This window comes from Burkholderia sp. 9777_1386 (assembly GCF_015712265.1).
GTDB lineage: Bacteria > Pseudomonadota > Gammaproteobacteria > Burkholderiales > Burkholderiaceae > Burkholderia > Burkholderia cenocepacia.
Genome location: NZ_JACCQB010000010.1, coordinates 106,608 through 131,564 on the forward strand (window position 1 = coordinate 106,608; position 24,957 = coordinate 131,564).

At 67.0% G+C, this 24,957-nt stretch carries 20 protein-coding genes and 1 other RNA gene; 11 read left to right on the forward strand and 10 right to left on the reverse strand.

Annotation, left to right across the window (positions count from 1 at the left end):
- Positions 1 to 10 precede the first annotated feature (10 nt).
- The 3 genes from serC to gyrA all read right to left on the reverse strand — a co-directional run bounded on the left by serC (position 11) and on the right by gyrA (position 4,535).
- Positions 11 to 1,093 (reverse strand): 3-phosphoserine/phosphohydroxythreonine transaminase, encoded by a 1,083-nt coding sequence (gene serC / locus H0X91_RS10975; RefSeq protein WP_006486951.1) that lies wholly within the window; start codon positions 1,091 to 1,093, stop codon positions 11 to 13.
- Between the two features lie 155 nt (positions 1,094 to 1,248).
- The gene (locus H0X91_RS10980; protein ID WP_006486966.1) at positions 1,249 to 1,848 is read right to left on the reverse strand and encodes a DUF2059 domain-containing protein; all 600 of its coding nucleotides are present in this window, start codon (positions 1,846 to 1,848) and stop codon (positions 1,249 to 1,251) included.
- Between the two features lie 83 nt (positions 1,849 to 1,931).
- A complete protein-coding gene (gene gyrA, locus H0X91_RS10985) occupies positions 1,932 to 4,535 on the reverse strand; it encodes a DNA gyrase subunit A (protein ID WP_077038477.1) in 2,604 nt (867 codons plus the stop codon).
- Between the two features lie 541 nt (positions 4,536 to 5,076).
- Here gyrA and ompA point away from each other — a divergent pair.
- From ompA to ssrA, 4 genes are all read left to right on the forward strand, one after another.
- Positions 5,077 to 5,745 (forward strand): outer membrane protein OmpA, encoded by a 669-nt coding sequence (ompA, locus tag H0X91_RS10990; RefSeq protein WP_006476579.1) that lies wholly within the window; start codon positions 5,077 to 5,079, stop codon positions 5,743 to 5,745.
- Positions 5,746 to 5,897: 152 nt separating this feature from the next.
- Positions 5,898 to 6,596 carry a bifunctional 2-polyprenyl-6-hydroxyphenol methylase/3-demethylubiquinol 3-O-methyltransferase UbiG gene (ubiG, locus tag H0X91_RS10995; RefSeq protein WP_006486844.1) on the forward strand — a complete coding sequence of 233 codons (699 nt, stop codon included), beginning with the start codon at positions 5,898 to 5,900 and terminating at the stop codon, positions 6,594 to 6,596.
- A gap of 13 nt (positions 6,597 to 6,609) precedes the next feature.
- Positions 6,610 to 7,323: a phosphoglycolate phosphatase gene (gph, locus tag H0X91_RS11000; protein ID WP_058902093.1), complete on the forward strand. Its 714-nt coding sequence runs from the start codon at positions 6,610 to 6,612 to the stop codon at positions 7,321 to 7,323.
- Positions 7,324 to 7,340: 17 nt separating this feature from the next.
- Positions 7,341 to 7,710, forward strand: a transfer-messenger RNA (tmRNA) gene (gene ssrA, locus H0X91_RS11005).
- Between the two features lie 247 nt (positions 7,711 to 7,957).
- On the opposite strand, the gene H0X91_RS11010 is transcribed toward ssrA, so the two are convergent.
- The 3 genes from H0X91_RS11010 to H0X91_RS11020 all read right to left on the reverse strand — a co-directional run bounded on the left by H0X91_RS11010 (position 7,958) and on the right by H0X91_RS11020 (position 10,135).
- Positions 7,958 to 8,311, reverse strand: a complete 354-nt coding sequence (locus H0X91_RS11010; RefSeq protein WP_006486887.1) for a DUF4148 domain-containing protein — start codon at positions 8,309 to 8,311, stop codon at positions 7,958 to 7,960.
- Between the two features lie 347 nt (positions 8,312 to 8,658).
- The gene (locus tag H0X91_RS11015) at positions 8,659 to 8,928 is read right to left on the reverse strand and encodes a hypothetical protein (RefSeq protein ID WP_006486884.1); all 270 of its coding nucleotides are present in this window, start codon (positions 8,926 to 8,928) and stop codon (positions 8,659 to 8,661) included.
- 100 nt (positions 8,929 to 9,028) lie between these two features.
- Positions 9,029 to 10,135 (reverse strand): substrate-binding domain-containing protein, encoded by a 1,107-nt coding sequence (locus H0X91_RS11020; RefSeq protein WP_196433031.1) that lies wholly within the window; start codon positions 10,133 to 10,135, stop codon positions 9,029 to 9,031.
- 131 nt (positions 10,136 to 10,266) lie between these two features.
- Here H0X91_RS11020 and H0X91_RS11025 point away from each other — a divergent pair, with 131 nt between their 5' ends.
- From H0X91_RS11025 to H0X91_RS11040, 4 genes are read left to right on the forward strand one after another with little or no spacing between them, the layout of a single operon-like run.
- Entirely contained in the window at positions 10,267 to 10,767 is a 501-nt protein-coding gene (locus H0X91_RS11025) for an NAD(P)H-dependent oxidoreductase subunit E (RefSeq protein ID WP_034200858.1), read from the forward strand.
- Positions 10,764 to 12,341, forward strand: coding sequence for a formate dehydrogenase beta subunit (locus tag H0X91_RS11030; protein WP_196433032.1), 1,578 nt, complete (start codon positions 10,764 to 10,766; stop codon positions 12,339 to 12,341). The genes H0X91_RS11025 and H0X91_RS11030 overlap by 4 nt, the downstream gene beginning before the upstream one ends.
- 17 nt (positions 12,342 to 12,358) lie before the next feature.
- A complete protein-coding gene (gene fdhF / locus H0X91_RS11035; RefSeq protein WP_196433033.1) occupies positions 12,359 to 15,349 on the forward strand; it encodes a formate dehydrogenase subunit alpha in 2,991 nt (996 codons plus the stop codon).
- Positions 15,350 to 15,356: 7 nt separating this feature from the next.
- Positions 15,357 to 15,608 (forward strand): formate dehydrogenase subunit delta, encoded by a 252-nt coding sequence (locus H0X91_RS11040; RefSeq protein ID WP_196433034.1) that lies wholly within the window; start codon positions 15,357 to 15,359, stop codon positions 15,606 to 15,608.
- Positions 15,609 to 15,614: 6 nt separating this feature from the next.
- On the opposite strand, the gene H0X91_RS11045 is transcribed toward H0X91_RS11040, so the two are convergent.
- Positions 15,615 to 17,261: an FAD-dependent monooxygenase gene (locus H0X91_RS11045; RefSeq protein WP_034200861.1), complete on the reverse strand. Its 1,647-nt coding sequence runs from the start codon at positions 17,259 to 17,261 to the stop codon at positions 15,615 to 15,617.
- A gap of 130 nt (positions 17,262 to 17,391) precedes the next feature.
- On the opposite strand from H0X91_RS11045, the gene H0X91_RS11050 reads away from it, so the two are divergent.
- The gene (locus tag H0X91_RS11050; RefSeq protein WP_408733128.1) at positions 17,392 to 19,227 is read left to right on the forward strand and encodes a tetratricopeptide repeat protein; all 1,836 of its coding nucleotides are present in this window, start codon (positions 17,392 to 17,394) and stop codon (positions 19,225 to 19,227) included.
- A gap of 81 nt (positions 19,228 to 19,308) precedes the next feature.
- Here the strand turns inward: H0X91_RS11050 and H0X91_RS11055 are convergent, their stop codons facing one another.
- On the reverse strand, positions 19,309 to 20,604 hold the full coding sequence (locus tag H0X91_RS11055; protein ID WP_006496552.1) for an MFS transporter: 1,296 nt from the start codon (positions 20,602 to 20,604) through the stop codon (positions 19,309 to 19,311).
- Positions 20,605 to 20,958: 354 nt separating this feature from the next.
- Between H0X91_RS11055 and H0X91_RS11060 the strand changes: the two genes are divergently transcribed.
- Positions 20,959 to 21,912, forward strand: a complete 954-nt coding sequence (locus tag H0X91_RS11060; protein WP_172843422.1) for a hypothetical protein — start codon at positions 20,959 to 20,961, stop codon at positions 21,910 to 21,912.
- Positions 21,913 to 21,990: 78 nt separating this feature from the next.
- Here H0X91_RS11060 and H0X91_RS11065 read toward each other — a convergent pair whose 3' ends face one another.
- Together H0X91_RS11065 and H0X91_RS11070 are read right to left on the reverse strand one after the other, a co-directional pair.
- Positions 21,991 to 22,689: a DUF2968 domain-containing protein gene (locus tag H0X91_RS11065; protein WP_084750673.1), complete on the reverse strand. Its 699-nt coding sequence runs from the start codon at positions 22,687 to 22,689 to the stop codon at positions 21,991 to 21,993.
- A 115-nt stretch (positions 22,690 to 22,804) separates the two neighbouring features.
- Positions 22,805 to 23,995, reverse strand: coding sequence for a gamma-glutamyl-gamma-aminobutyrate hydrolase (locus tag H0X91_RS11070; protein ID WP_006496556.1), 1,191 nt, complete (start codon positions 23,993 to 23,995; stop codon positions 22,805 to 22,807).
- A gap of 281 nt (positions 23,996 to 24,276) precedes the next feature.
- On the opposite strand from H0X91_RS11070, the gene H0X91_RS11075 reads away from it, so the two are divergent.
- Positions 24,277 to 24,957: a GntR family transcriptional regulator gene (locus H0X91_RS11075; protein WP_196433035.1), complete on the forward strand. Its 681-nt coding sequence runs from the start codon at positions 24,277 to 24,279 to the stop codon at positions 24,955 to 24,957.

The window sequence follows — 24,957 nt, forward strand, 5'->3', positions numbered from 1 at the left end:
AGCGCCGCCGTCAGGCGTCGCGCTGCTCGAAGTCCTTCATGTACTCGACGAGCGCCTTCACGCCCTCGAGCGGCACCGCGTTGTAGATCGACGCCCGCATGCCGCCGACGGACTTGTGGCCCTTCAGCTGCAGCAGCCCGCGCGCCTTTGCGCCGGCAAGGAAGTCTTCGTTGCGCGTTTCGTCGGCCAGGAAAAACGGCACGTTCATCCGCGAACGTGCTGCCGGCTCGACCTTGTTCAGATAGAAACTGCTCGCATCGATCGTGTCGTAGAGCAGCTTCGATTTTTCGATATTGCGGGCCTCGATCGCTTCGAGGCCGCCCTGCCGCTTCAGCCACTGGAACACGAGGCCCGCGATGTAGATCGCGTAGGTGGGCGGCGTGTTGTACAGCGAGTTGTTCGCGGCGATGGTCTTCCATTCGAACGCCGACGGGCAGATCGACAGCGCACGATCGAGCAGATCCTCGCGCACGATCACGACCGTCACGCCGGCCATCCCGATGTTCTTCTGCGCGCCGCCGAACAGCACGCCGTACTTCGCGACGTCCATCGGGCGCGACAGGATGTGCGACGAGACGTCCGCGACCAGCGGCACGTCGCCGAGATCGGGGATCTCGAACGTCTCGACGCCGTCGATCGTCTCGTTGGTGCACAGGTGCACGTAGGCCGGATCGTCCGACAGCTGCCATTCGGCGCGCGTGGGCGCACGCGTGAAGCCGTTCTCCGTCTTGCCGCTCGCGGCGAGATGCGGCGTGCAGAACTTCTTCGCCTCGCCGAACGATTTCTGCGACCACGAACCCGTCACGACGAAGTCGGCCGTGTTGCGCGCGCCGAGCAGGTTCATCGGCACGATCGCGTTTTCCGCGATGCCGCCGCCCTGCAGGAACAGGATCCGGTGGCTCGCCGGCACGCCGAGCAGGTCGCGCAGGTCGGTCAGCGCGGCCTCGTGGATCGACATGAATTCCTTGCCGCGATGGCTCATCTCCATCACGCTCATGCCGCTGCCATGCCAGTCGAGCATTTCGTCGGCGGCCTGCCGCAGCACTTCCTCGGGCATCGCCGCAGGGCCGGCGGAGAAATTAAAGACGCGCATCGTGAAAACCTCGGGAGGGACGCGACCGGCTTGCCGCCGGCAAAACGCGCCAGAAAAGAAATGGCCGCTTGCGCTCGCGCGCAAACGGCCATTATCGCACTGTCGTCAGGCTCCCGCCAAACCCGGCCGAACGGCCGGGGGCGCGCCCGGACAGCTTACTTGCCCGGCTTGACTGCTGCGACTTCCTTGTCAGCCTGCGTACGCGTTGCCTGGATCGCTTGCGGCATGTACTTCTGCATCAGGCCGTTGACCACGTCGCGACCGACCTGATCCTGAACCTGGATGAACTTGCGGCCCGTCGGGCTCTTGTAGAACGTCGTCAGATCCTTGATTTCCGACGTGCTGTAGTACTTCGCGTACGCGTCGTACTGAGCCGACATCGCGTCGCTCTGGAACTGTTGCGTGCCGAACACCTTGCCTGCGCCGTCGACCAGCTTCGGCACCGCGTTCTTCTGCAGCGTCGGAACGGCAGCCTGCTTCTGCTTGTCGTTCAGCGTCTTGTTTTCCGACAGCGCGTCCGACAGGATCGCCGGCACGAGTTGCTTGGCCTGCATTTCGGCGCTGTTGCCGATTGCCGACACGAGCTTCGGCGCGTCGATCGCGTCGAGCAGATCCTTGATCGCCGCCTTCTTGTCGGCGTCGATCGGCGCAGCTGCCGCCGGTGCAGCCGGTGCGGAATTCGACAGCGCCTGCGCCATCGCGAACGTCGGCACCAGTGCAGCCAGCAGGACCAGTTGCTTGAATTGCTTTTGCATCATCACTCCCTTTTGGAAATATGAATGGTTGCTCGCCGGCCGCGGCGCTTTTCGCCCGCGGCGGCCAGAGTCTCATCCGTTCTTCAGGCTTCGCCGTCCGACGCCTCGTCGGCCTCGCCCTCTCCCTCTTCGGCCTCGGCGATCTGCTGCAGGCCAGAGAGCTTGGTACCCTCATCGAGACTGATGAGTGTAACACCTTGCGTGGCGCGCCCCATCTCGCGAATCTCGGATACGCGGGTGCGAATCAACACGCCGGCCGTCGTGATCAGCATGATCTGATCCTCGGCGTCGACGAGCGTTGCAGCCACGACCTTGCCGTTGCGCTCGGACGTCTGGATCGCGATCATACCCTTCGTGCCGCGGCCATGGCGCGTGTACTCGGTGATCGGCGTGCGTTTGCCGTAGCCGTTTTCGGTAGCGGTGAGCACGGTCTGCTCCTCGCTGCCCGCGACCAGCAGCGCGATAACCTGCTGCCCGTCCTCGAGCTGCATGCCGCGCACGCCGCGCGCCTCGCGCCCCATCGGGCGCACGTCGTTCTCGTCGAAACGCACGGCCTTGCCGGAGTCCGAGAACAGCATCACGTCGTGCGCACCGTCGGTGATCGACGCGCCGATCAGGTAGTCGCCCTCGTCGAGGCCGACCGCGATGATGCCCTTCTTCATCGGGCGGCTGAACGCTTCGAGCGGCGTCTTCTTCACGGTGCCGAGCGACGTCGCCATGAAGATGAACTTGTCGGCCGAGAATTCCTTGACCGGCAGCACGACGTTGATCTTCTCGCCTTCCTGCAGCGGGAACATGTTGACGATCGGACGGCCGCGCGAGTTGCGCGAGCCTTGCGGCACCTCATAGACCTTGACCCAGTACACGCGGCCGCGGTTCGAGAAGCACAGGATGTAGTCGTGCGTGTTCGCGATGAACAGCGTCTCGATCCAGTCGTCTTCCTTCATCTGCGTCGCCTGCTTGCCGCGACCGCCGCGCTTCTGCGCGCGGTACTCGGACAGCGGCTGCGACTTCACGTAGCCCGCATGCGACATCGTGACGACCATGTCCTGCGGCGTGATCAGATCCTCGGTGTTCAGCTCGGTCGCGTTCAGCTCGATCCTCGAGCGGCGCGCGTCGCCGAATTCGGCCTTCACCGCGGTCAGCTCCTCGCCGATCATCGTCGTGATCCGCTCGGGGCGCGCGAGGATGTCCAGCAGGTCGGCGATCTGCGCCATCACGTCGCGGTACTCGCCGATGATCTTGTCCTGCTCGAGGCCGGTCAGGCGCTGCAGGCGCATCTGCAGGATTTCCTGCGCCTGCGTGTCGGACAGGCGGTACAGCCCGTCGGCCTGCATCCCGAACGCCGGGTTCAGGCCTTCCGGACGGTACGCGGAACGGCCGCCGGCCGCCGCGTTCTCGCTCTCGGCGCGCGTCAGCATCTCGCGCACGAGCGACGAATCCCACGGCTTGGCCATCAGTTCCTGCTTCGCGATCGGCGGCGTCGGCGCGGCCTTGATGATCGCGATGAACTCGTCGATGTTCGCGAGCGCGACCGCGAGACCTTCGAGCACGTGGCCGCGTTCGCGGGCCTTGCGCAGTTCGTAGATCGTGCGGCGCGTCAGCACTTCGCGTCGGTGCGACAGGAAGCACTGCAGGATTTCCTTCAGGTTCAGCAGCTTCGGCTGACCGTCGACCAGCGCGACCATGTTCATGCCGAACGTGTCCTGCAGCTGCGTCGCCTTGTACAGGTTGTTCAGCACCACTTCCGGCACTTCGCCGCGCTTGAGCTCGATCACGACACGCATGCCGCTCTTGTCGGACTCGTCGCGGATGTCGGAAATGCCTTCGAGCTTCTTCTCGTTGACGAGCTCGGCGATCCGCTCGAGCAGCGAGCGCTTGTTCACCTGGTACGGCAGCTCGTCGACGATGATCGCCATCCGCTGGCCGCGGTCGATCTCCTCGAAGTGCGTGGCCGCGCGCATCACGACGCGGCCGCGCCCGGTGCGGTAGCCGTCGCGCACGCCGGCGACGCCGTAGATGATGCCGGCCGTCGGGAAGTCCGGCGCCGGGATGATCTCGATCAGCTCGTCGATCGTCGCTTCCGGGTTGCCCAGCAGGTGCTGGCACGCGTCGACGACTTCGTTCAGGTTGTGCGGCGGGATGTTGGTCGCCATGCCGACCGCGATGCCCGACGAGCCGTTGATCAGCAGGTTCGGGATGCGCGACGGCAGGACCGACGGCTGCATTTCGTTGCCGTCGTAGTTCGGCTCGAAATCGACCGTTTCCTTGTCGATGTCGGCGAGCAGCTCGTGACCGATCTTCGCCATGCGAATTTCGGTGTAACGCATCGCCGCGGCATTGTCGCCGTCGATCGAGCCGAAGTTGCCCTGCCCGTCGATCAGCATGTAGCGCAGCGAGAAATCCTGCGCCATCCGCACGATCGTGTCGTAGACCGCGATATCGCCGTGAGGGTGGTATTTACCGATCACGTCACCGACGATACGCGCCGACTTCTTGTACGCACGGTTCCAGTCGTTGTTCAGTTCGTGCATCGCGAACAACACGCGCCGGTGCACGGGCTTCAGGCCATCGCGGACATCAGGGAGGGCACGTCCGACGATCACGCTCATCGCGTAATCGAGATACGAACGGCGCATTTCCTCCTCTAGGGAGGTGGGCAGGGTCTCTTTGGCGAATTGATCCATGTATCCGTATCGTTTCGGAGCGAAGACGGCGAACGCCTTTCGCGTGGGCGCTGCATGCGCAACGCAACGCGAGATTCTAACATGCGCCCATCAGCCGCCAATTCGCCTTCCCCTCTATATATAAATAGCAAAAATCGCGGCCGCGACGAATCGGCCGCAATCGCATCGCACCCACGCGTGTGCGACTCGACGTCGCAGGCGATCGCATCACCGTGTTTCACGCACACGAGTAAACAACTGCACGCATTCACGCAATTTCGCCGCCCCGCTCTTGACAATCTCTAAAAGTTACGGCAGGCCGGTGTTGCGCATGCACCACAAAGTTGAAGCGATCTTGGGGTGGGGAGGATTTTTTTTCGTAGGAAGGGAACGATATGGCAAAATGCCAACGCACTGAAAGTTAGACGCTGCTCGAAGTCTACACAGAGCGGTGCCGCGTTTTTTGTGCCGCACCAATGTTATACTTCGAGCAATGTATGACTTGTCACCGTCAACAGGCTCGCAGTAAACCTGCGGTAATCTCAATTTCGAGAGGAGAAATATGAATAAACTTTCAAAGCTCGCGTTCATTGCAGCTACCGCAGTTATGGCTGCATCCGCTTCGGCACAGTCGGTGCCGGCGTCGCGTCAAGCCGTCAATGACAACTGGGTGAACGGCACGGGCGAATGGGTGTGGATGAACGGCACGAACGAGCTCTGCTGGCGCGATGCGTTCTGGACGCCGGCCACCGCCAACGCGAAGTGCGATGGCGCACTGGTCGCCCAGGCACCGCAGCCGCCGGTCGCTCCGGTCGCTCCGGCCATCACGAGCCAGAAGATCACGTATCAAGCTGACGCACTGTTCGACTTCGACAAGGCAACGCTCAAGCCGCTGGGCAAGCAAAAGCTGGACGAACTGGCTTCGAAGATCGAAGGCATGAACACGGAAGTGGTCGTCGCAACGGGCTACACGGACCGCATCGGTTCGGACAAGTACAACGACCGTCTGTCGCTGCGCCGTGCGCAAGCCGTGAAGTCGTACCTGGTCAGCAAGGGTGTGCCGGCCAACAAGATCTACACGGAAGGCAAGGGCAAGCGCAACCCGGTTACGACTGGCTGCAACCAGAAGAACCGCAAGCAACTCATCGCCTGCCTCGCACCGGACCGCCGCGTGGAAGTCGAAGTGGTTGGTACGCAGCAAGTGCAGAAGACGACCGTTCCGGCAAACTAAGCCGCGGTTTTCGACTGCTTCAAAGCCCCGCTCCGGCGGGGCTTTTTCATTGACGCCCGTCCAGGCGCTCGCTGGCCTCGTGGTCCGCCCGCTTATATACTCGGGGCTGACGCACCGAAGCACCGCCCTCCTCTCGTAGCCCGTTTGCCGACATGACCAACGCCGATCCGCACGAACTCCAGAAATTCAGCGACCTCGCCCACCGTTGGTGGGATCCGAATGCCGAATTCAAACCGCTGCACGACCTGAACCCGGTCCGGCTCGGCTGGATCGACGCGCATGCGCATCTGGCCGGCAAGCGCGCACTCGACATCGGCTGCGGCGGCGGCATCCTGTCCGAATCGATGGCCGGGCTCGGCGCCCAGGTGAAAGGCATCGACCTGTCGACCGAAGCGCTCGGCGTGGCCGACCTGCACAGCCTCGAAAGCGGCATTTCGGTCGATTACGAGGCGATCGCCGCCGAAGCGATCGCCGCGCGCGAACCGGGTACCTACGACGTCGTCACCTGCATGGAAATGCTCGAGCACGTGCCGTCGCCGGGCGATGTCGTGGCTGCGTGCGCGACGCTCGTGAAGCCGGGCGGCTGGGTGTTCTTCTCGACGCTGAACCGCAACCTGAAGTCCTATCTGTTCGCCGTGATCGGCGCCGAGTACATCGCGCAAATGCTGCCGAAGGGCACGCACGATTACGCGCGCTTCATCCGCCCGTCGGAGCTGGCCGGCTTCGTGCGTGCGACGGATCTGCACATCGTCGAGATCAAGGGCATCACGTATCACCCGATCGGCAAGCGCTTCGCGCTGTCGAACGACACCGACATCAACTACCTCGTCGCGTGCCGCCGCGGCGCGTGACTCCCCGACCGGCATGACGACTCCCCTTTCGACCGTGCGGATCGCCGACGAACCGCGCCTGCTGCACTGCGATGCGGTCCTGTTCGACCTGGACGGCACGCTCGCCGACACGGCGCCCGATCTCGCGGCAGCCGTCAACAAGATGCAGCGCGAACGCGGCCTGCCCGAAACGTCGCTCGACGTGTTGCGGCCGCTGGCCTCGGCCGGCGCGCGCGGGCTGCTCGGCGGCGCGTTCGGTATCGACCCGCACACGCCGGGCTACGACGCGATGCGCGACGAGTTCCTCGCCAACTACGCGACCGATCTGTGCGTGCATACCACGCTGTTCCCGGGTATCGGCGACGTGCTCGACGAACTCGATGCGCGCGGCGTGCGCTGGGGCATCGTCACGAACAAGGCGATGCGGCTCACGGCACCGCTCGTCGAGCTGCTCGGCCTCGCGTCGCGCGCCGCATGCGTCGTCGGGGGCGACACAACGCCGCACTCGAAGCCGCATCCGGCCCCGCTGCTGCATGCAGCCGGCCAGCTGACGCTCGCGCCCGCGCGCATCGTCTACGTCGGCGACGACCTGCGCGACATTCAGGCCGGCAGCGCCGCCGGCATGGCCACGGTCGCGGCCGCATACGGCTATTGCGGCGACGGTATCGCGCCGGCCGACTGGCAGGCCCAGCACCTCGTCGACACGACGCAGGAACTGCGGGACCTGCTGCGCGATGTTGGGCTATAATGTTTGATCTTATCCGCGGGGGCGACCTGGTTTCGACAGGGGTTGTGAAGCGGCTAGGGCATGTCGAGGACCCGTCACCTCGTTAATCAATGGGAAAATCGTAACTGCAAACGACGATACGTTCGCACTGGCAGCCTAAGGGCCGCCGTCCTCTGCCTAGTTCACTGACGGGCTAGTGTCGCAAGACCGGTAGCAATACCGACAGAGGTCATTTACGTCAGTTAAGCCCTGTCGGCGTCGCGACGCCAGGGTCGAAAATCTAGCGAATCGCCGTAGTGCAGCGTGTTCGTCCGCGTCGCTGCGGTTAAATCAAAAGACTGGACTAAACATGTAGAACTAGTCGTGGAGCGCTTCTGGACGCGGGTTCGATTCCCGCCGCCTCCACCAAATTCCGCGCTCGTCGCACGAACCCCGCAAGACGCAAGTCTGCGGGGTTTTTTGTTGCCGACGAAACGCACTCCGATCCCTTCCAAAAAAGCGCCCAGCCACGGGCGGGCCGGGCGGAATGCCGCCGGCGTTCCGGCGACAGGAGGTGACGGATGTTCTGCCGCGCCCGCGGCATCATCGCTTGCGCGGGGCAGCGGCCGGCCCGGCGGTCAGGCGTCGCGCCTGCCCGCACCGGGCGATGTACGACTTAGCTGCCGCGATACAGCGACTTCATTTCTTCCGCGCTGGCCGGGCGCACGCCCATCGCACGCGAACCCGATGCCGATGCGCCCTGTGCCTGCGCACCGTAGCCGCTGACGTCGGCGCCTTGCGCTTGCGCCAGTGCACTGCGCTGCTGCTCCGCGATACGCGCCGTTGCGGCCTGGATCGCTTCCGGATAATGCGGATCTTCGCCACGGGCGGAGTTGTAACCGGCCTGCTGGAGCTGAACCAGTTCGGCACGGACCTGCGCACGGGTGATCGTCGAACCCGACTGGGCGAACGACACGACCGGGGCAACGAGAGCGGCAGCAACGACAACAGCTTGAACGAGCGACTTCATGATGACCTACCTCCAGGTTTGTCTGATTCGGCGGTGAACACGTTGATCAGCGCCGACAAACCGAAGTTTATGTAGGTGGATGCTTAAGAATAAGGCAGGTTTCAGGAAGACATCCTTCCTGATTTACGGGTTAACCCTGAATCACCGTCGATATGGCAATGCGGGCGAACGGTCGCTTGGTCCGTCCCCGCATTGCAGGAAATGCCTGCCCCAAAGCACGAGCCCCGCGAAGCGGCAGGCTTCGCGGGGCTCGAACAAAGCGGAACGGGCGCAATCGGTTGTCAGTTGATCCTGCTGCTGTCCTGAAGACAGGCGCCCCGCCCGGGCGCAAACACACAGCCTGCGCGTTACCGGCTATCCATCGGGCACTTCAGGTTGCAGCCGTTCGGATCGCCCAGGTCCCCCTTGCGGCGCAATGCCGACTTCTTGCTGCCCTGGTATTTCTGCGACGGCGCCGACGCCGCGAAAGGCATCTGCGGATGTTCGTTCAGGCGAAACTGTTCGCTCAGGATCCCGCCGGGCACACCCGGGGAATTCTGCGCGAACGCAAACGGCGAAGCGACGACCAGCAGCCCCGCGGTCAACGCTGCCGCGGCAAGGGGAACGGAAAATTTCATGGCGGATGACGCCTGAACGGCGTGCTTGTTGGAACGTTGATCAAGCGGCAAGCGTAGCGCAAATCCCCCACTGCTGCAGCGCGGTTCGATCGCGTCTTCGTTACCGGAAATTGCCGTCAGACGCGCTCGCGCCGTCGCTGCCGGCCAGCCCGGTCGCGATGCACTCCAGCGCGCCGCACGCGGCCGGATCGTAGCCGTCGAGATGCGCGACCCGTTCGACGAACCGTGCGTCGCGCAGCAGCGCCAGCACGTCGGCGAGCGGCCGCACATCGAGCCGGGCGCGCTCGCAGGCGAAGTAATAGTCCTCGTCGACGACCGGAATGAAGTCGAGCCCGAAATGACGGGCGGCCGGCTCGACACCGAAACCGAGATCGGCCATGCCGCTCGCGACGAACGCCGCGATCGCCGAATGCGTGAGTTCGGCCGACGCATAGCCGTCGATGCGCTCCGGATCGATGCCGATCGCGCGCAACGCGAGATCCAGCAGCATGCGCGTGCCCGACCCCGGCTGGCGATTGACGAAGCGGATGTCGTTGCGTGCCAGATCCGCCAGCCCGCGGACCTGCTTCGGATTGCCGCGCGGGACGAACAGCCCCTGCTGGCGGCGCGTCAGATGAATCAGCACGTGGCGCGTGTCGTCGAGCCAGGGCCGGTAGATTTGCGCGCACTGCGCGCGAAACGCGCCGCGCGGCAAATGAAAGCCGGCGAGATCGCATTCGCCGCGGACGAGCGCCTGCACGGCCTCGACGCTCTCGCGATACTTGATGTCGACGGCCGCCTGCGCATCGACGAGCGCGGAGACGAGCGCCGCGACCGCGTAACCGTGCGACGCATGAATGCGCACGGCGCCATCGCGCTGCGCGAGCCGCCGGTTGAGCTCGCTGGCCACCTCCGCCGCCAGCGTACGCAGGTTCCCGTCGAGGCGGCTGCGCGCCAGACGCTGCGCATCGACGACCGCCTGCCCGAGCGCCGACAGCGTCGAACCCTTGCCGCGTGCGGTTTCGATCAATTCCCCGCCGATGCACGACTCCAGCGCGCGCAGCATGCCCCACGCGTGCCGATACGACAGTCCCTTCGCTTGCGCGGCCTGCGCAATGCTGCCCGTATCGGCCACGAGCTCTAGCAGCGGCGCGACGTCGGACAGACTGGCCGAACGGCCTTCGGTGTCGCGTACGGTCAGATACGCGTCGCATTCGATTCGAATCAATTATGCACTCCGATTTCCTATTGCGACCGCGAAATCTTCCGCTTATCGTTGGTCGAAATCAATCAGAACGAAGTCCCGATGCGCACTATATGAATTTCGAGCGCATATGAGACTTTGGAGGAGCATAACCGATGTCCCCGAATTCCCCTGCGCCCGACGCGCTCGTCGGGCGCCATGCGCGCGCCGGCCGGTCGCTCGTCGCGATCCTGCATGCGATCCAGGACGACGCGGGCTACGTGCCGCCGGGCTGCGTCGCGCCGCTCGCCAAAGCGCTGAACCTGTCGCGCGCGGAAGTGCACGGCGTGCTGACCTACTACCACCATTTCCGCACCGCGCCGCCCGCGCGCGTGACGATCCAGATGTGCCGTGCCGAAGCGTGCCGCAGCATGGGCTGCGAAACGCTCGCCGCTCATGCGGAAGCCCGCACGGGCTGCCGGTTCGACGCCGCGCACGGCGATGCCGCCGCGCCCCACGCGCCGGACGACGTCGCGCTCGAATCGGTCTACTGCCTCGGGCTATGTGCGCAATCGCCGTCGATGACGGTCAACGGCGTGCTCCACGCGAAGGTCACGCCGGAGAAGTTCGACGCGCTGCTGGCCGACGCGGTCGCCCACACGCAGGAGCTGGCATGACGACCCGCATCTACGTTCCGCGCGATTCGTCCGCGCTCGCGCTCGGCGCCGACGCGCTCGCCGCCGCGATCGTGGCCGAAGCCGAACGGCGCGGCGTCGCGATCGAACTGGTTCGCAACGGTTCGCGCGGGCTGCTGTGGCTCGAACCGCTCGTCGAGGTCGGGACGGCCGCGGGCCGCGTCGGCTATGCGAACCTGTCGGCCGCCGACGTGCCCGCCCTGTTCGACGCCAACTGGCTCGACGGCGGCACGCATCCGAGCAGTGTCGGCCTCGTCGACGCACTGCCCTACCTCGCCCGTCAGCAGCGACTCACGTTCGCGCGCATCGGCCTGACCGATCCGCTGTCGATCGACGACTATCTGCAACACGGCGGCCTCGCCGGCCTGAAGAACGCACTGGCGCTCGACGGCGATGCCGCCTGCGAAACGCTGATCGAATCGGGGCTGCGCGGCCGCGGCGGCGCGGCATTCCCGGCCGGCATCAAGTGGCGTACCGTGCGGCAAGCACGCGCCGCGCAGAAATACATCGTCTGCAACGCGGACGAAGGCGATTCGGGCACGTTCTCCGACCGCCTGCTGATGGAGTGCGATCCGTACTGCCTGATCGAAGGAATGATCATCGCGGGCGTCGCCACCGGCGCGACGGTCGGCTACATCTACGTGCGCAGCGAATACCCGCACGCGATCGCCACGCTCGAAGCCGCGATCGTCCGCGCGCGTGAAGCCGGCTGGCTCGGCGAACACGTGCTCGGCTCCGCGCATGCGTTCGAGCTGCACGTCGCGAAAGGCGCGGGCTCGTACGTGTGCGGCGAGGAAACGGCGCTGCTCGAATCGCTCGAGGGCAAGCGCGGCGTCGTGCGCGCGAAGCCGCCGCTGCCCGCGCTCGCGGGCCTGTTCGGCCAGCCGACCGTCATCAACAACGTGATCACGCTCGCGACGGCGCCGGTGATCTTCGCGCGCGGCGCCGCGTTCTATCGCGATTACGGGATGGGCCGCTCGCGCGGCACGCTGCCGTTCCAGCTGGCAGGCAACATCCGTCACGGCGGCCTCGTCGAGCTTGCGTTCGGCGTCACGCTGCGCGAGCTGCTGTTCGACTTCGGCGGCGGCACGGCCAGCGGCCGGCCGGCCCGCGCCGCGCAGGTCGGCGGCCCGCTCGGCACCTACCTGCCCGACCATCAGTGGGACGTGCCGCTCGACTACGAGGCGTACACGGCGATCGGCGCGGTCGTCGGCCACGGCGGCATCGTGCTGCACGACGACACGTCGAATCTCGCCGAGCTGGCCGAATACGCGATGAAGTTCTGCGCGATCGAATCGTGCGGCAAGTGCACGCCGTGCCGGATCGGTTCGACGCGCGGCGTCGAGACGATCGCGCGGATTCGCGACGGCGACACGTCGGAGCGGCAGGTCACGCTGTTGCGCGACCTGTGCGACACGATGCTCGCCGGTTCGCTGTGCGCGATGGGCGGCATGACGCCGTACCCGGTGCTGTCCGCGCTCGACCATTTCCCCGAAGATTTCGGGCTCGCAGCCGGCAAGGATGCCGCGTCGAGCCCGGTCAAGGCTGCGGCCTGACCCAGAAGGAGCCCTGCATGTCCCTCGACACGAACAACGTCCGCCAAGGCGGCTGCGGCTCGGGCCAATGCGCGTGCAAGAGCGCCGCGCAGGCGCGCGCATTCGACCCATTCGACGAGAGCGCCGCGCAGGCGCGCGCATTCGACCCATTCGACGAAACCGACTACGGCACGCCGCAACGGCATGCCGACACCGACGTCACGCTCGAAATCGACGGCCAGCCGGTCACGGTGCCGGCCGGCACGTCGGTGATGCGCGCGGCGATCGAAGCCGGCGTCAACGTCCCGAAGCTCTGCGCGACCGATTCGCTCGAACCGTTCGGCTCGTGCCGGCTGTGCCTCGTCGAGATCGAAGGCCGGCGCGGCTATCCGGCGTCGTGCACGACGCCCGCCGAGGCCGGCATGAAGGTGCGCACGCAGTCGGACCGGCTGCAGTCGCTGCGCCGCAACGTGATGGAGCTGTACATCTCCGACCATCCGCTCGACTGCCTCACCTGCCCCGCCAATGGCGATTGCGAGCTGCAGGACATGGCCGGCGTGGTCGGGCTGCGCGAAGTGCGCTACGGCTTCGATGGCGCGAATCACCTGAAGGACACGAAGGACGAATCGAATCCGTACTTCACGTACGATCCGTCGAAGTGCATCGTCTGCAACCGCTGCGTGCGCGCGTGCGAGGAAACGCAGGGCACGTTCGCGCTGACGATCGCCGCGCGCGGCTTCGAATCGCGCGTCGCCGCCGGCGAAAGCGAATCGTTCATGGCATCGGAATGCGTGTCGTGCGGCGCGTGCGTCGCCGCCTGCCCGACGGCCACGCTGCAGGAAAAATCCGTCGTGCAGCTCGGCCAGGCCGAACACTCGGTCGTCACGACCTGCGCGTACTGCGGCGTCGGCTGCTCGTTCAAGGCCGAGATGAAGGGTACGCAGGTCGTGCGCATGACGCCGCACAAGAACGGTCTCGCGAACGAAGGCCACGCCTGCGTGAAGGGACGTTTCGCGTGGGGCTATGCGACGCACAAGGACCGCATCACGAAGCCGATGATCCGCGAGAAGATCACCGACCCGTGGCGCGAAGTGAGCTGGGACGAAGCCCTCACCTACGCGGCGACGCAATTCCGCAAGCTGCAGCAGAAATACGGCCGCGATTCGATCGGCGGCATCACGTCGTCGCGCTGCACGAACGAGGAAACCTATCTCGTGCAGAAGCTCGTGCGCGCCGCGTTCGGCAACAACAACGTCGATACCTGCGCACGCGTGTGCCACTCGCCGACCGGCTATGGCCTCAAGACGACGCTCGGTGAATCGGCCGGCACGCAGACGTTCGCATCGGTCGGCCAGGCCGACGTGATCGTCGTGATGGGCGCGAACCCGACCGACGGCCATCCGGTATTCGGCTCGCGACTGAAACGGCGCGTACGCGAAGGCGCGAAGCTGATCGTGATCGACCCGCGCCGCATCGACGTCGTCGACGGTCCGCACGTGAAGGCCACGCACCACCTGCAGTTGCGCCCGGGCACCAACGTCGCGATCGTCAATGCGCTGGCGCACGTGATCGTCACCGAAGGGCTGGTGGCCGACGCATTCGTCGCCGAGCGGTGCGAGACGCGCGCGTTCGAGCAATGGCGCGACTTCGTCGCGCAGGCCGACAATTCGCCCGAGGCGACCGCCGACGTGACGGGCGTGCCGGCCGAGTTAGTGCGCGAGGCCGCGCGCCTCTATGCGACGGGCGGCAACGCCGCGATCTACTACGGGCTGGGCGTCACCGAACACGCGCAGGGCTCGACGACGGTGATGGGCATCGCCAACCTCGCGATGGTGACCGGCAACGTCGGCCGCGAAGGCGTCGGCGTCAATCCGCTGCGCGGCCAGAACAACGTGCAGGGTTCGTGCGACATGGGCTCGTTCCCGCACGAATTGCCCGGCTACCGGCACATCGGCGACACGGTCGTGCGCACGCAGTTCGAGCAGGCGTGGTCGGCCACGCTGCAGCCGGAGCCGGGGCTGCGCATCCCGAACATGTTCGACGCGGCGCTCGACGGCAGCTTCAAGGGGCTCTACTGCCAGGGCGAGGACATCGTCCAGTCGGACCCGAACACGCAGCACGTCGCGGCCGCACTGTCCGCGATGGAATGCATCGTCGTGCAGGACATCTTCCTGAACGAAACCGCGAAATACGCGCACGTGCTGCTGCCGGGCTCGACGTTCCTCGAGAAGGACGGCACGTTCACGAATGCGGAACGCCGGATCTCGCGCGTGCGCAAGGTGATGCCGCCGCTCGCGGGCTACGCGGACTGGGAAGTCACGCTGCTGCTGTCGCAGGCGCTCGGCTACGACATGCACTACACGCATCCGTCGGAAATCATGGACGAGATCGCGCGGCTCACGCCGACCTTCTCGGGCGTGTCGTACGAGAAGCTCGACGCGCTCGGCAGCATTCAATGGCCGTGCAACGAACAGGCGCCGGACGGCACGCCGACCATGCACATCGACACGTTCGTGCGCGGCAAGGGCCGGTTCGTGATCACCAAGTTCATTCCGACGCCGGAGAAGGTCACGCAGCGCTATCCGCTGATCCTGACGACGGGCCGCATCCTGTCGCAATACAACGTCGGCGCGCAGACGCGCCGGACCGAGAACGTTCAGTGGCATGAAGAGGATCGCCTCGAGATCCATCCGCACGACGCGGAAGATCGCGGGATCCGGACCGGCGACTGGGTCGGCATCGAGTCGCGTGCCGGTCAGACCGTGTTGCGCGCGCGGGTGTCCGACCGCATGCAGCCGGGCGTCGTGTACACGACGTTCCACTTCCCTGAATCGGGGGCGAACGTGATCACGACGGACAGTTCCGACTGGGCGACGAACTGCCCCGAATACAAGGTGACGGCCGTGCAGGTGATGCCGGTTGCGCAACCGTCCGACTGGCAGCGCTCGTATGCGCGCTTCAACACGGAGCAGCTCGACCTGCTCGAGCGCCGCGCCGCCGCGCCGGCCGCCGTGACGACAGGCAAGTGAGGCAACCATGGACAACGACCACCTGATCGACATGGCCAACCAGATCGGCGCATTCTTCGAATCGATGCCCGATCGCGGCGAAGCGCTGACCGGGATCGCCGAGCATATCCGGCGCTTCTGGGAGCCGCGGATGCGTCGCGCATTCCTCGCCGCGCTCGACGATCCGTCGAGCGAAGCCGGGCAACGCGCGGCGCCGATCGTGCGCGACGCGATCGCCGCGCATCGCGCGGCGATCGTCCCCGCGGCGGCGGCGGCCTGAGCGCGGCTACGCGGACACCGACATGCCCGCGAACCAGCTTTCGCAGTGGCGCAGCAACGCGTTCGCGTCGGTTGCCGTACGCCCGCGCGCGGCGACATAGCCGTCGGGCCGCAGCAGATAGAACGACGGCCGCGAGCGGCCGTATTCCTGCGCGAGCCCCGCCGCCCCGTCGCCTTCGGCATCGGCGACACGCCACACGCGCACCGCTTCCGGCATGATCCGCTCGAGCCCCTGCACGAGCACCTGCGCGTCGGCCGAGATCGGCGGTACCTCGCCGGCGTCGGTATTCACCGGCTCTTCCAGCAGCAACAGCGTGAAGCTCGCCGGATCGTGAAGATCGTATAGCCGCGCCGTGCCGGGCGCGCGACCGAGCGGCCCGTCGAGCACGTGCACGAGTGCATCGGGCGCGCGTTCGCCGGCGCGCGGGCCGCCGTCGAGCACGCGCTCGAGCGTGAGCGGACTCTTCCGGTACTGCACGCCGAGCTCGCTGACCGTGCGCCTGACCGCGTCGCGCATCGGCCCGAACGACGCCAGCAGCGGCACGACATGATCGCGCAGCAGCTTCATCGCGCCGCGCTCGGCTCCGACGACCTGCGTGACGAAACCGGTCTGCCGCAACACGTCGCGCTCGATCGGGTGGCGCTCCGCGTGATACGTGTCGAGCAATCGCTCGGGCGCGCCTGCACGGAGGACGCGGGCGAGCTTCCAGCCCAGGTTGAACGCCTCCTGGATGCCGGTGTTCATGCCCTGCGCGCCGGCCGGACTGTGGACGTGCGCGGCGTCGCCCGCGAAGAACACGCGGCCGTGACGCAGCCGGTCGACCATCCGGCTGTGCAGGTGGAAATAGGACGACCATGCAAGATCGCTCGGCGCGATCGATGCGCCGACGCGCGCGCGGATGATCGCGTCGCATTCGTCGAGCGACGGCGCCGGCGCGTCAGGCGACGCATCGCTGCCGGGCGGCCGGTCCGCGACGAGCCGGTAACGACCGCCCCCCATCGGAAACAGGCCCGCGATGCCCGCGGATGTCGTAAACAGGCGGATCTCTTCGTCCGGCCAGTCGGGTATCGCCGCGAAATCGGCAAGCAGGAACGTCTGTTCGAACGCATGCCCGGCAAAGCCCAGGCCGAGCAGATGCCTGACCGTGCTGTGCGCGCCGTCGGCCGCAATCAGGTACGACGGCGTGAACGACTCGTCGCGGCCGTCGGCGCGGCGAAGCGTCACGTCGAGCGACGTGCCGCCCGCGTCGCAGGCGGTCAGCGTCGTACCGCGCTCGACGCTCACGCCCATCCCGGCCAGATGCTCGGCGAGGAGCCGCTCGGTGATGCTCTGGTCGAGGAACATCAGATACGGATAGCGCGTTTGCAGCGGATCGAAATCGAGCCGCGCGATCACGCGGCCGTCGGCATGCAGCTCGGCCGCATGCGCGCGATGACCGAGCGCGAGAAACGGCTCGACCGCGCGATGCTGCTCCAGCAGTTCGAGCGTGCGCGCCTGGATGCCGATCGCACGCGAAAACGGCGCGGGCGCGACGAGACGATCGATGAGGCGCACCGGCACGTGGGCCCGCGCGAGGCTCATCGCCGCGGCAAGGCCGGTCGGTCCCGCGCCGACGATCAGCACGGGCGGGATATCGGACAGTGTGTCAGCCATGAGGACCTCGATGACACGCGATCATGCAAGTCTACGCCGCTCCGCGTGACGGGGCCATATGCCGACCGGCCGATCCGCGGCCCCGCCGCGCGGTGTGGGAAAATACGCGCTTTCCGCCAGTTTTCGCGTCATGGATTCCGCATTCGACCAGGCATACGCCGCACACCGTGCGGGCCGCCTCGCCGAGGCCGAGCACGGCTATCGCAACGCGCTCGCCTCCAACCCCGCTGACGCCGACGCGCTGCACCTGTTCGGCGTGCTGCGGCACCAGCAGGGCCAGCACGCCGAGGCGGCCGATCTCGTCGGCCGCGCCGTCGCGCTGCGTCCGGACGATGCGGCGCTGCAGCTCAATCTCGGCAACGCGCTGAAAGCGCTCGGCCGGCTCGACGAAGCGATCGACCGCTTTCGCAACGCGCTGACGCTCGCGCCCGAATTTCCGCTCGCGCACTACAACCTCGGCAACGCGTATGCGGCGCTGCAGCGCCACGACGATGCGATCGACGCCTTCCGCCGCGCGCTGCGGCTCACGCCCGACGACGCGTCGATCCACAACAATCTCGGCAACGCGCTGAACGCGCTCGGCCGCCACGACGACGCGCTCGCCGCGTTCGGTCGCGCGCTCGAGCTCCGGCCCGGGCACGCGGGCGCGCACAACAACCTCGCGATGGCGCTGAACGCGATGGGGCGCGCCGACGATGCGATCGCACACTTCCAGGCCGCGATCGCCGCGCAGCCGCGGTTCGTCGCCGCGCATTTCAATCTCGGCAATACGTTCGATGCGGTCGGCCGGCATGCCGAGGCGGCCGCGGCATTCGAAGCCGCGCTCGCGCTGCATCCGCCGTTTCCGCTCGCGCTGTTCGGGCTTGCGAATGCGCTCTGCGCGCAGGCGCGCCACCGCGACGCGCTGCCCTACTACGAACGCGCCGTCGGGCTCGATCCGTCGTTCGGGCTCGCGTGGCTGAATCTCGGCAACGCGCATCACGCGCTCTGCGCGCACGAGATGGCGCTGCGCGCATACGACCAGGCGCTGCGCGTCGCGCCCGATCTCACGCTCGCGCGGCTGCACCGCGCGGTCACGCTGCTGACGCTGCGCGACTTCACGCGCGGCCTGCCCGCCTACGAAGCGCGCCACGAGACGCCCGGCGCGACGCCGCTCGGCACGCTGCCGCGCTGGCAGGGCGAGCCGATTGCGTCGCGCACGCTGCTGATCCGCGCGGAACAGGGGTTCGGCGACACACTGCAGTTCGTCCGCTTCGTGCCGCTGGTCCGCGCACGCTGCGCGCGCGTCGTCCTCGAAGTCCAGCCGGAGCTCGTCGCGCTGCTGGCGCCGGCTGCGTCGCGCTGGCGCGTGACGCTCGTCGCGCAGGGCGCCGCGAAGCCGCCTGCCGCGGACGTCGCCTGCACGCTGATGAGCCTGCCGTTCCTGCTCGGGCTTCAGCCGGACGACATCGCCGGCTCGCGCTACCTCGACGCCCCCGACGGCGCCCGCCGGCGCTTTCGCGGCTCGCTCGGCGGGCAGTCGAAGCGCAAGTTCGGCCTGGCCTGGTCGGGACGCCGCCAGGCGCAGGAAAACCGCTCGATGCCGTTCGACGCGCTCGCGCCGCTGCTCGCGCTGCCGGACATCGACTGGATCGTGCTGCAGCCCGCGCTCGACGACGACGAACGGACGCGCGTCGACGCGCATCCGCGCGTGCATCGTCTCGACGGCCGGCTGAACGACTTTGCCGATACGGCCGCGCTGATCGAGCGCCTCGACGGCGTCGTCACGATCGACACGGCGGTCGCGCACCTCGCGGGCGCGCTCGGCAAGCCACTGTGGGTCATGTTGCCGTTCGCAGCCGACTGGCGCTGGTTCACCGGCGACGACTGCCCGTGGTATCCGCGGGCCAGGATCGCGCGCCAGCCTGCACCGGGCGCGTGGCGCGACGTGGCGGCCGCGGTGGCCGACCTGCTGCGCGAAGCATGACCGCAAACGAAACAGGGAGCGCATCGCGCTCCCTGTTTCGATGTGATGCGCGGCCGACGCCGCGCGCTAGCCCTGCCGCCGTCAGACCGACTTGTACTGGTTGCGCGCGTCGGCCGTGCGGTACAGCACGAGCGTCGCGATCAAGCCGCAGATCGCGGCCACGCTCAACCACAGCCCCGGCGCCGCCTTGTTGCCCGTCTGGTGGATCAGCAGCGTCGAGATCGCCGGTGTGAAGCCGCCGATCGTCGTGGCCAGGCTGTACGCGAGCGAAAAGCCGGCCGTACGCACGTCGGCCGGCATCACTTCGGTCAACGCGACGACCATCGCCCCGTTGTACGACGCGTACAGGAACGACAGCCACAGCTCGACCGCGAGCAGCCGCAGGAACGACGGATCGCCGACGAGCCACAGCACGGCCGGGTAAGCCGACAGCAGCGTCAGCACGGTGAACGCGATCAGCACCGGGCGGCGGCCGATGCGGTCGGACAACGCACCGGACAGCGGCAGCCACACGAGGTTCGAGATCCCGACGCAGACGGTCACGATCAGCGCATCGAGCGACGACAGGTGCAGCACTTCCTTGCCGAAGGTCGGCGTATAGGCGGTAATCATGTAGAACGACACCGTCGTCATGATCACCATCCCCATGCCGGCCACCACGACGCCCCAGTTGTCGAGCATCGAGCGCATGATCTCGCCCATCGTCGGACGGTGACGCTTCGCCAGGAATTCGTCGGTCTCCTTCAGCGACCGGCGGATCAGGAACAGGAACGGCACGATCAGGCAGCCGATCAGGAACGGAATGCGCCAGCCCCACGCGGTCATTTCCTCGACCGGCAGCGCGCGGTTCAGCACGACACCGACGAACGCGGCGAACACGACGGCCACCTGCTGGCTGCCCGACTGCCACGACGTATAGAACCCCTTGTGCCCCTTCGTCGCGATTTCCGACAGGTAGACCGACACGCCGCCGAGCTCGACGCCCGCCGAAAAGCCCTGCAACAGCCGGCCGAGCAGCACGAGCACCGGCGCGAGCACGCCGATCGTCGCATAGCCCGGTATCGCGGCCACCGTGAGCGTGCCGATCGCCATCAGCCCGAGCGTCAGGATCAGCCCCTTGCGGCGACCGTGATGGTCGATGTACGCGCCGAGCACGATCGCGCCGACCGGCCGCATCAGGAAACCCGCGCCGAATACCGACAGCGACAGCATCAGCGATGCAAAGGCGTTGCCGCTCGGAAAGTACGTTTTCGCGATAGCCGACGCGTAATACCCGTAGACCATGAAGTCGTACATTTCCAGGAAATTGCCGCTGACGACCCGGAAGACGGTGCGGACTTTCGATTCCTGCGCGATGGCAGGGGACGCTGTGGACATGTTTTCTCGCTCAGCTCGGATGGCGCGAATACCGCGCCGCATGAATCCGGCGATGCGCGACGCGCCGGGTTGACCCGCGCGCACGGGCATCGCTGCCCGCCGACGGCACGGCGCGTAACGACGCGCCGCCGGCATGATTCGCGAATCATGCCACGCCAGGCCGACATTTGCCTTGTGGCGCGCCCGTCCCGGCTGTCGCGGCACCCACCTCGTACCAGTCGCCCTCAAACGGGCACAAGAATCAGATTGATCTGATCGACCTGCCTTCGCCGGCTGACCACAATGTCACGATTTGCAACGACATTTCCGCGGCGCGCCGGCACGGTTGCCCGTATCGCACGGTGTACCCCTTTCATGACCCCATCGCCCCTCGTCCCGATCGAAGGCGCGCTCGCCCGCCCGCGCGTCAATCCGCTCGATCACGTCCCGCCGTTCGGCCGCGAATGGCGGTTTCTCGGCGCACCCGGCGCACGGCCCGGCAAGCACGGCCTCGCGACCCTGACGACGTCCTGCGTCGATGTCGGCCGGCCGCACCGCACATGCCGGTGGCAACCGCTACCGGCGGCCGCGCTGCCGGCTTCGGGCGGGCGGGCTGTCGCGCCGGCTGCGGCCCCCGCCCGGCGGTTGCGCCATCCCGCGCGCCGCCCTCGCGACCGGCGCGCGATGTACGCGGTCTGCTGGAGCATCGGCGCGCTCGGCATCATCGGCTGGCTGATCGGCACGTACGACCCGCCGGCGGGTTTCGGGCCCGTGCATGCGATTCAAGCGACCGGCCGTACGTCCGATCACGTCACGACATCGACCGGCTCGATACGTGTCGCCTCGGCACAGCCGGATACATCGACGCGCGTCATGCCGCAGCACAAGATGGCGACGCCCGTCGCGCACACGGTCGAATCACCGCCAGCCAGGCACCGCGTCGCGCTTCGACCGGCAACGCTTCACCCGCAAGCGACGGCCGACGTGCGGCACGTCACGCCTGCTTCACCACGTCGAGCAACCGGCCTGCGCACAACGAAGTCACCGACCCGCACACCGGTCGTGCCGCGGCTCGCTGCGCATCCGCCGATCCTGCGCGACGCGGCCAGCACCGGCACACGCGATCGACTCGCTCCACCGCCGCGCATCGCCAACACGCGCGATGCACGCGGCTCGCTCGACGATCCGGCCACGTTGATCGCAATGGCGAACGCGCTGCGCGCCACGCAGCCGGCCCGCCCGGCACACCCGAGCGCGGCCGGTTTCGACTGGACGTCGCAACTGTCGCACCGCCGCGTGACCGACACGCCGGACGCGTTCACGCACTGACGCCCGCGCAATAAAAAACCCGGCGAAGATCGCTTCGCCGGGCTTTCGCTCGTCTCGCTCCGTCCGTTCGACGAACCGTTACTTGTGCGCGGGCAGCCCCGTCTCGGTCTGTCTCTCGAGTTGCCGCACCTGCTCCTGCAGATCGCGCAACTGCAACTGCGCAGCCCGCTTCTCGACCTGCAGCGCCTGCGCCTGCTCCTGCGCCGACTTCTGCCGCTGCGCGACTTCGGCCTGCTGGCTGCGCGCGACGCTCAGATCGGCCTGCAACTGTTGCGCACGATTCGCCTGCAGCGCGATCACGCGCTCGAGAAATGCCTTCTGCGCCTGCAACTCGGTCCGGCGGATCTCGATATCGGCGAGCTGCGCGGTCTGCTGCACGAAGTTCGCGTACACCGTCTCCGCGCGATTCTTTTCCTGCGAACGGATCACGCGCCACAGGTTCTTGTCCTGGAACAGCGCGACGTAATACGTCATCTCGCGCGGATCGAACATCAGGCTCGCGCCGTAGCTGCCGTTGTACGTGGTGCGCATCTCGACAATCCGGCCGTCGTGCAGCATCTGCGTCAGCTCGGCGACGTTGCCTTGCGCGGCGGCGTCCATCGCGACCGCGCCCGATGCCGCCGATGACGCGCCGCCGCTCAGGCTCGTGACCGCCGGACGCGTGCCGGCAACAGGTGCGCTCGCGTCGGCGGACCAGGCCGCGCCCGCTTGCGCGCAGGCAACCAGCGCAACGATCCACGTTGCGCATCGTGCAGGGGAAAAGTTTCGGAAAACCAACGTCAGACTCCGGCGAACGAATCGGAACTCGCGATTATCGTTCAAAACGAAACGGCCGCATCTCGAATTTATCGGGATGCGGCCGGCCTTCGTGCAACACGGAAAATGCGGCGTGCTACAGACGCGTTTCACGCGCCGCGCGCAGGAACGCATCGAGCAGCGGCGTGCAATCGAGCAGTTCCGAGCCGCCCGCGCGATGGAACTCCGGATGCCACTGCACGCCGACGACGAACGGCGAGCGCCGATGGCGAATGCCTTCGATGATTCCATCGCCGGCCGATACGGCCTCGATGTTCAGATCGCGGCCGAGATCGCGGATCGCCTGGTGGTGAATCGAGTTGACGATCGCTTCGCTGCGTCCCGGGAACATGCTCGCGAGCGTCGACGAGTCGGGGAAGCGGATCGCGTGACGATGCTGGTCGTAATGCTCGCTCACGTGCGCATTCGCGGTCGGCACGTCGGTGGCGATGTCCTGGTACAACGAGCCGCCGAACGCGACGTTGATCAGCTGGCAGCCGCGACACACGCCGAGCACGGGTTTGCCGGACTCGACGAATTCGTGCAGCAACTCGAGCTCGTACATGTCGCGCACGCGATCGCCGGGCCATTCGGGACGCGCATCCGACGCCGCGTAGGTCTGCGGCGACACGTCGGCGCCGCCTTGCAGCAGCAGGCCGTCGAGATGCTTCGCGTAATCGCGCAGGCGGATGTTGCTCGGATGGATCATGCCTTGATGGCCGACGGTCGGAATCATGAACACGAGCACGTCGCGCGACATCACCCAGTGAGCGATCGATTCCTCGAGATACTGCAGCGTCTTGCCGCGCAGCCCCTTCGCGCCCGGCTCCGGATGGAAGATCCGCGCCGACACGCCGATGCGCAGCGTGCGCTGCGTGATGCGCTGGCCGGCGCGGTCGAACAGCCGCCGCGCGCGCGCCGCGACGATCCGGCCGAACACCGACCACGGCGTGTCGCTCTGCTTCAGGTAGGCCGGCGGCGCATTCTGCGCGTTCGCGGGCGGCGGCCGCGGCGTGTCGAAATCGGGCTGCGCGCCGAATCCGGGCGGCGGCGCGCCGGGCTTCGGCGGCGCGGCTGCGGCAGCGCCATCGCCTACGGCGCCTGCCGCACCGGGCGCGCCCGGTTCGGATGCGGCCGTGACGGGCGACGCGCCGTCGTCGGCGACGTTGTGCGCGGCGGCCTGCGTGGCCGGCGCATCGGGCGTTTTCGCCGGATCGGGACGGGGGGAATCGGAAGAAGCGGAAGAGGTGCCGGGCAGACCGGCCGGGGAAGGCGTGGTTTCGCTCATGACGATGGTCTGGTACGTCGCTCGCGCGTATGGATTGACGAAGATTCATTATGCTTCAGTGCACGATCGCGCGGCAAACCTGCAACATCCTGTCGATATTGTTGCAAGTCGGTGGCAAGTCGTGCCGCGGGGCGGTTCCGCTCACGCGCCGGCACCGGCTTGCCCGATATCTTCCCCAGTGGACATCCGTGATATATCACAATAATATCCAGAGATCGTCCACGCTTTCCGAGCCTCCGCGTCATGATCGCGCCCCCTCCGGCCCCGCTGCCGCCGCCCGCATGAGTACGCTGATCGACGTCGCACGCGACCGCCCCGCCGCATCGCCGGCCAGCCTTGCCGACCGCGCGTACGCGCTGATCCAGCGGGACATCATCACGATGCGCCTGAAGCCGGGCGCCGCGCTCAACGAAGCCGACCTCGTCGCGCGCACCGGGATCGGCCGCACGCCGGTGCACCAGGCCGTGCATCGGCTCGTGCTCGAAGGGCTGCTGTCCGTGATGCCGCGCAAGGGCCTGATGGTGCAGCCGCTGTCGCTCGACGACATCGTCGCGGTGATCGACGTGCGGCGCATCAACGAAGCGCACTGCGCCGAACTCGCCGCGCGCCATGCGACACCCGACGATCTCGCGCACCTGGCCGCGCTGCTCGACGACGGGCAGGCCTGCGTCGACACGCACGACGTCGAAGGCATGATGGAGCTCGACCGCGCGTTTCACCAGACGATCGCCGCGGCCGCGCGCAATGCGGTGCTCGCCGACATCCTGCGCGCGCTGCACGAGCGCTCGCTGCGCTTCTGGTTCGTCACGCTGTCCGAACCGCACCATCTCGCCGACGTCCAGCACGAGCACCGCGCGCTGTTCGACCGGCTGTCCGCCCGCGACGCCGCCGGTGCGCGCGCAGCCGTCGAAAGCCACATCGATTCGTTCCGCTCCACGCTTGTCCAACATCTTCGCCCCTGA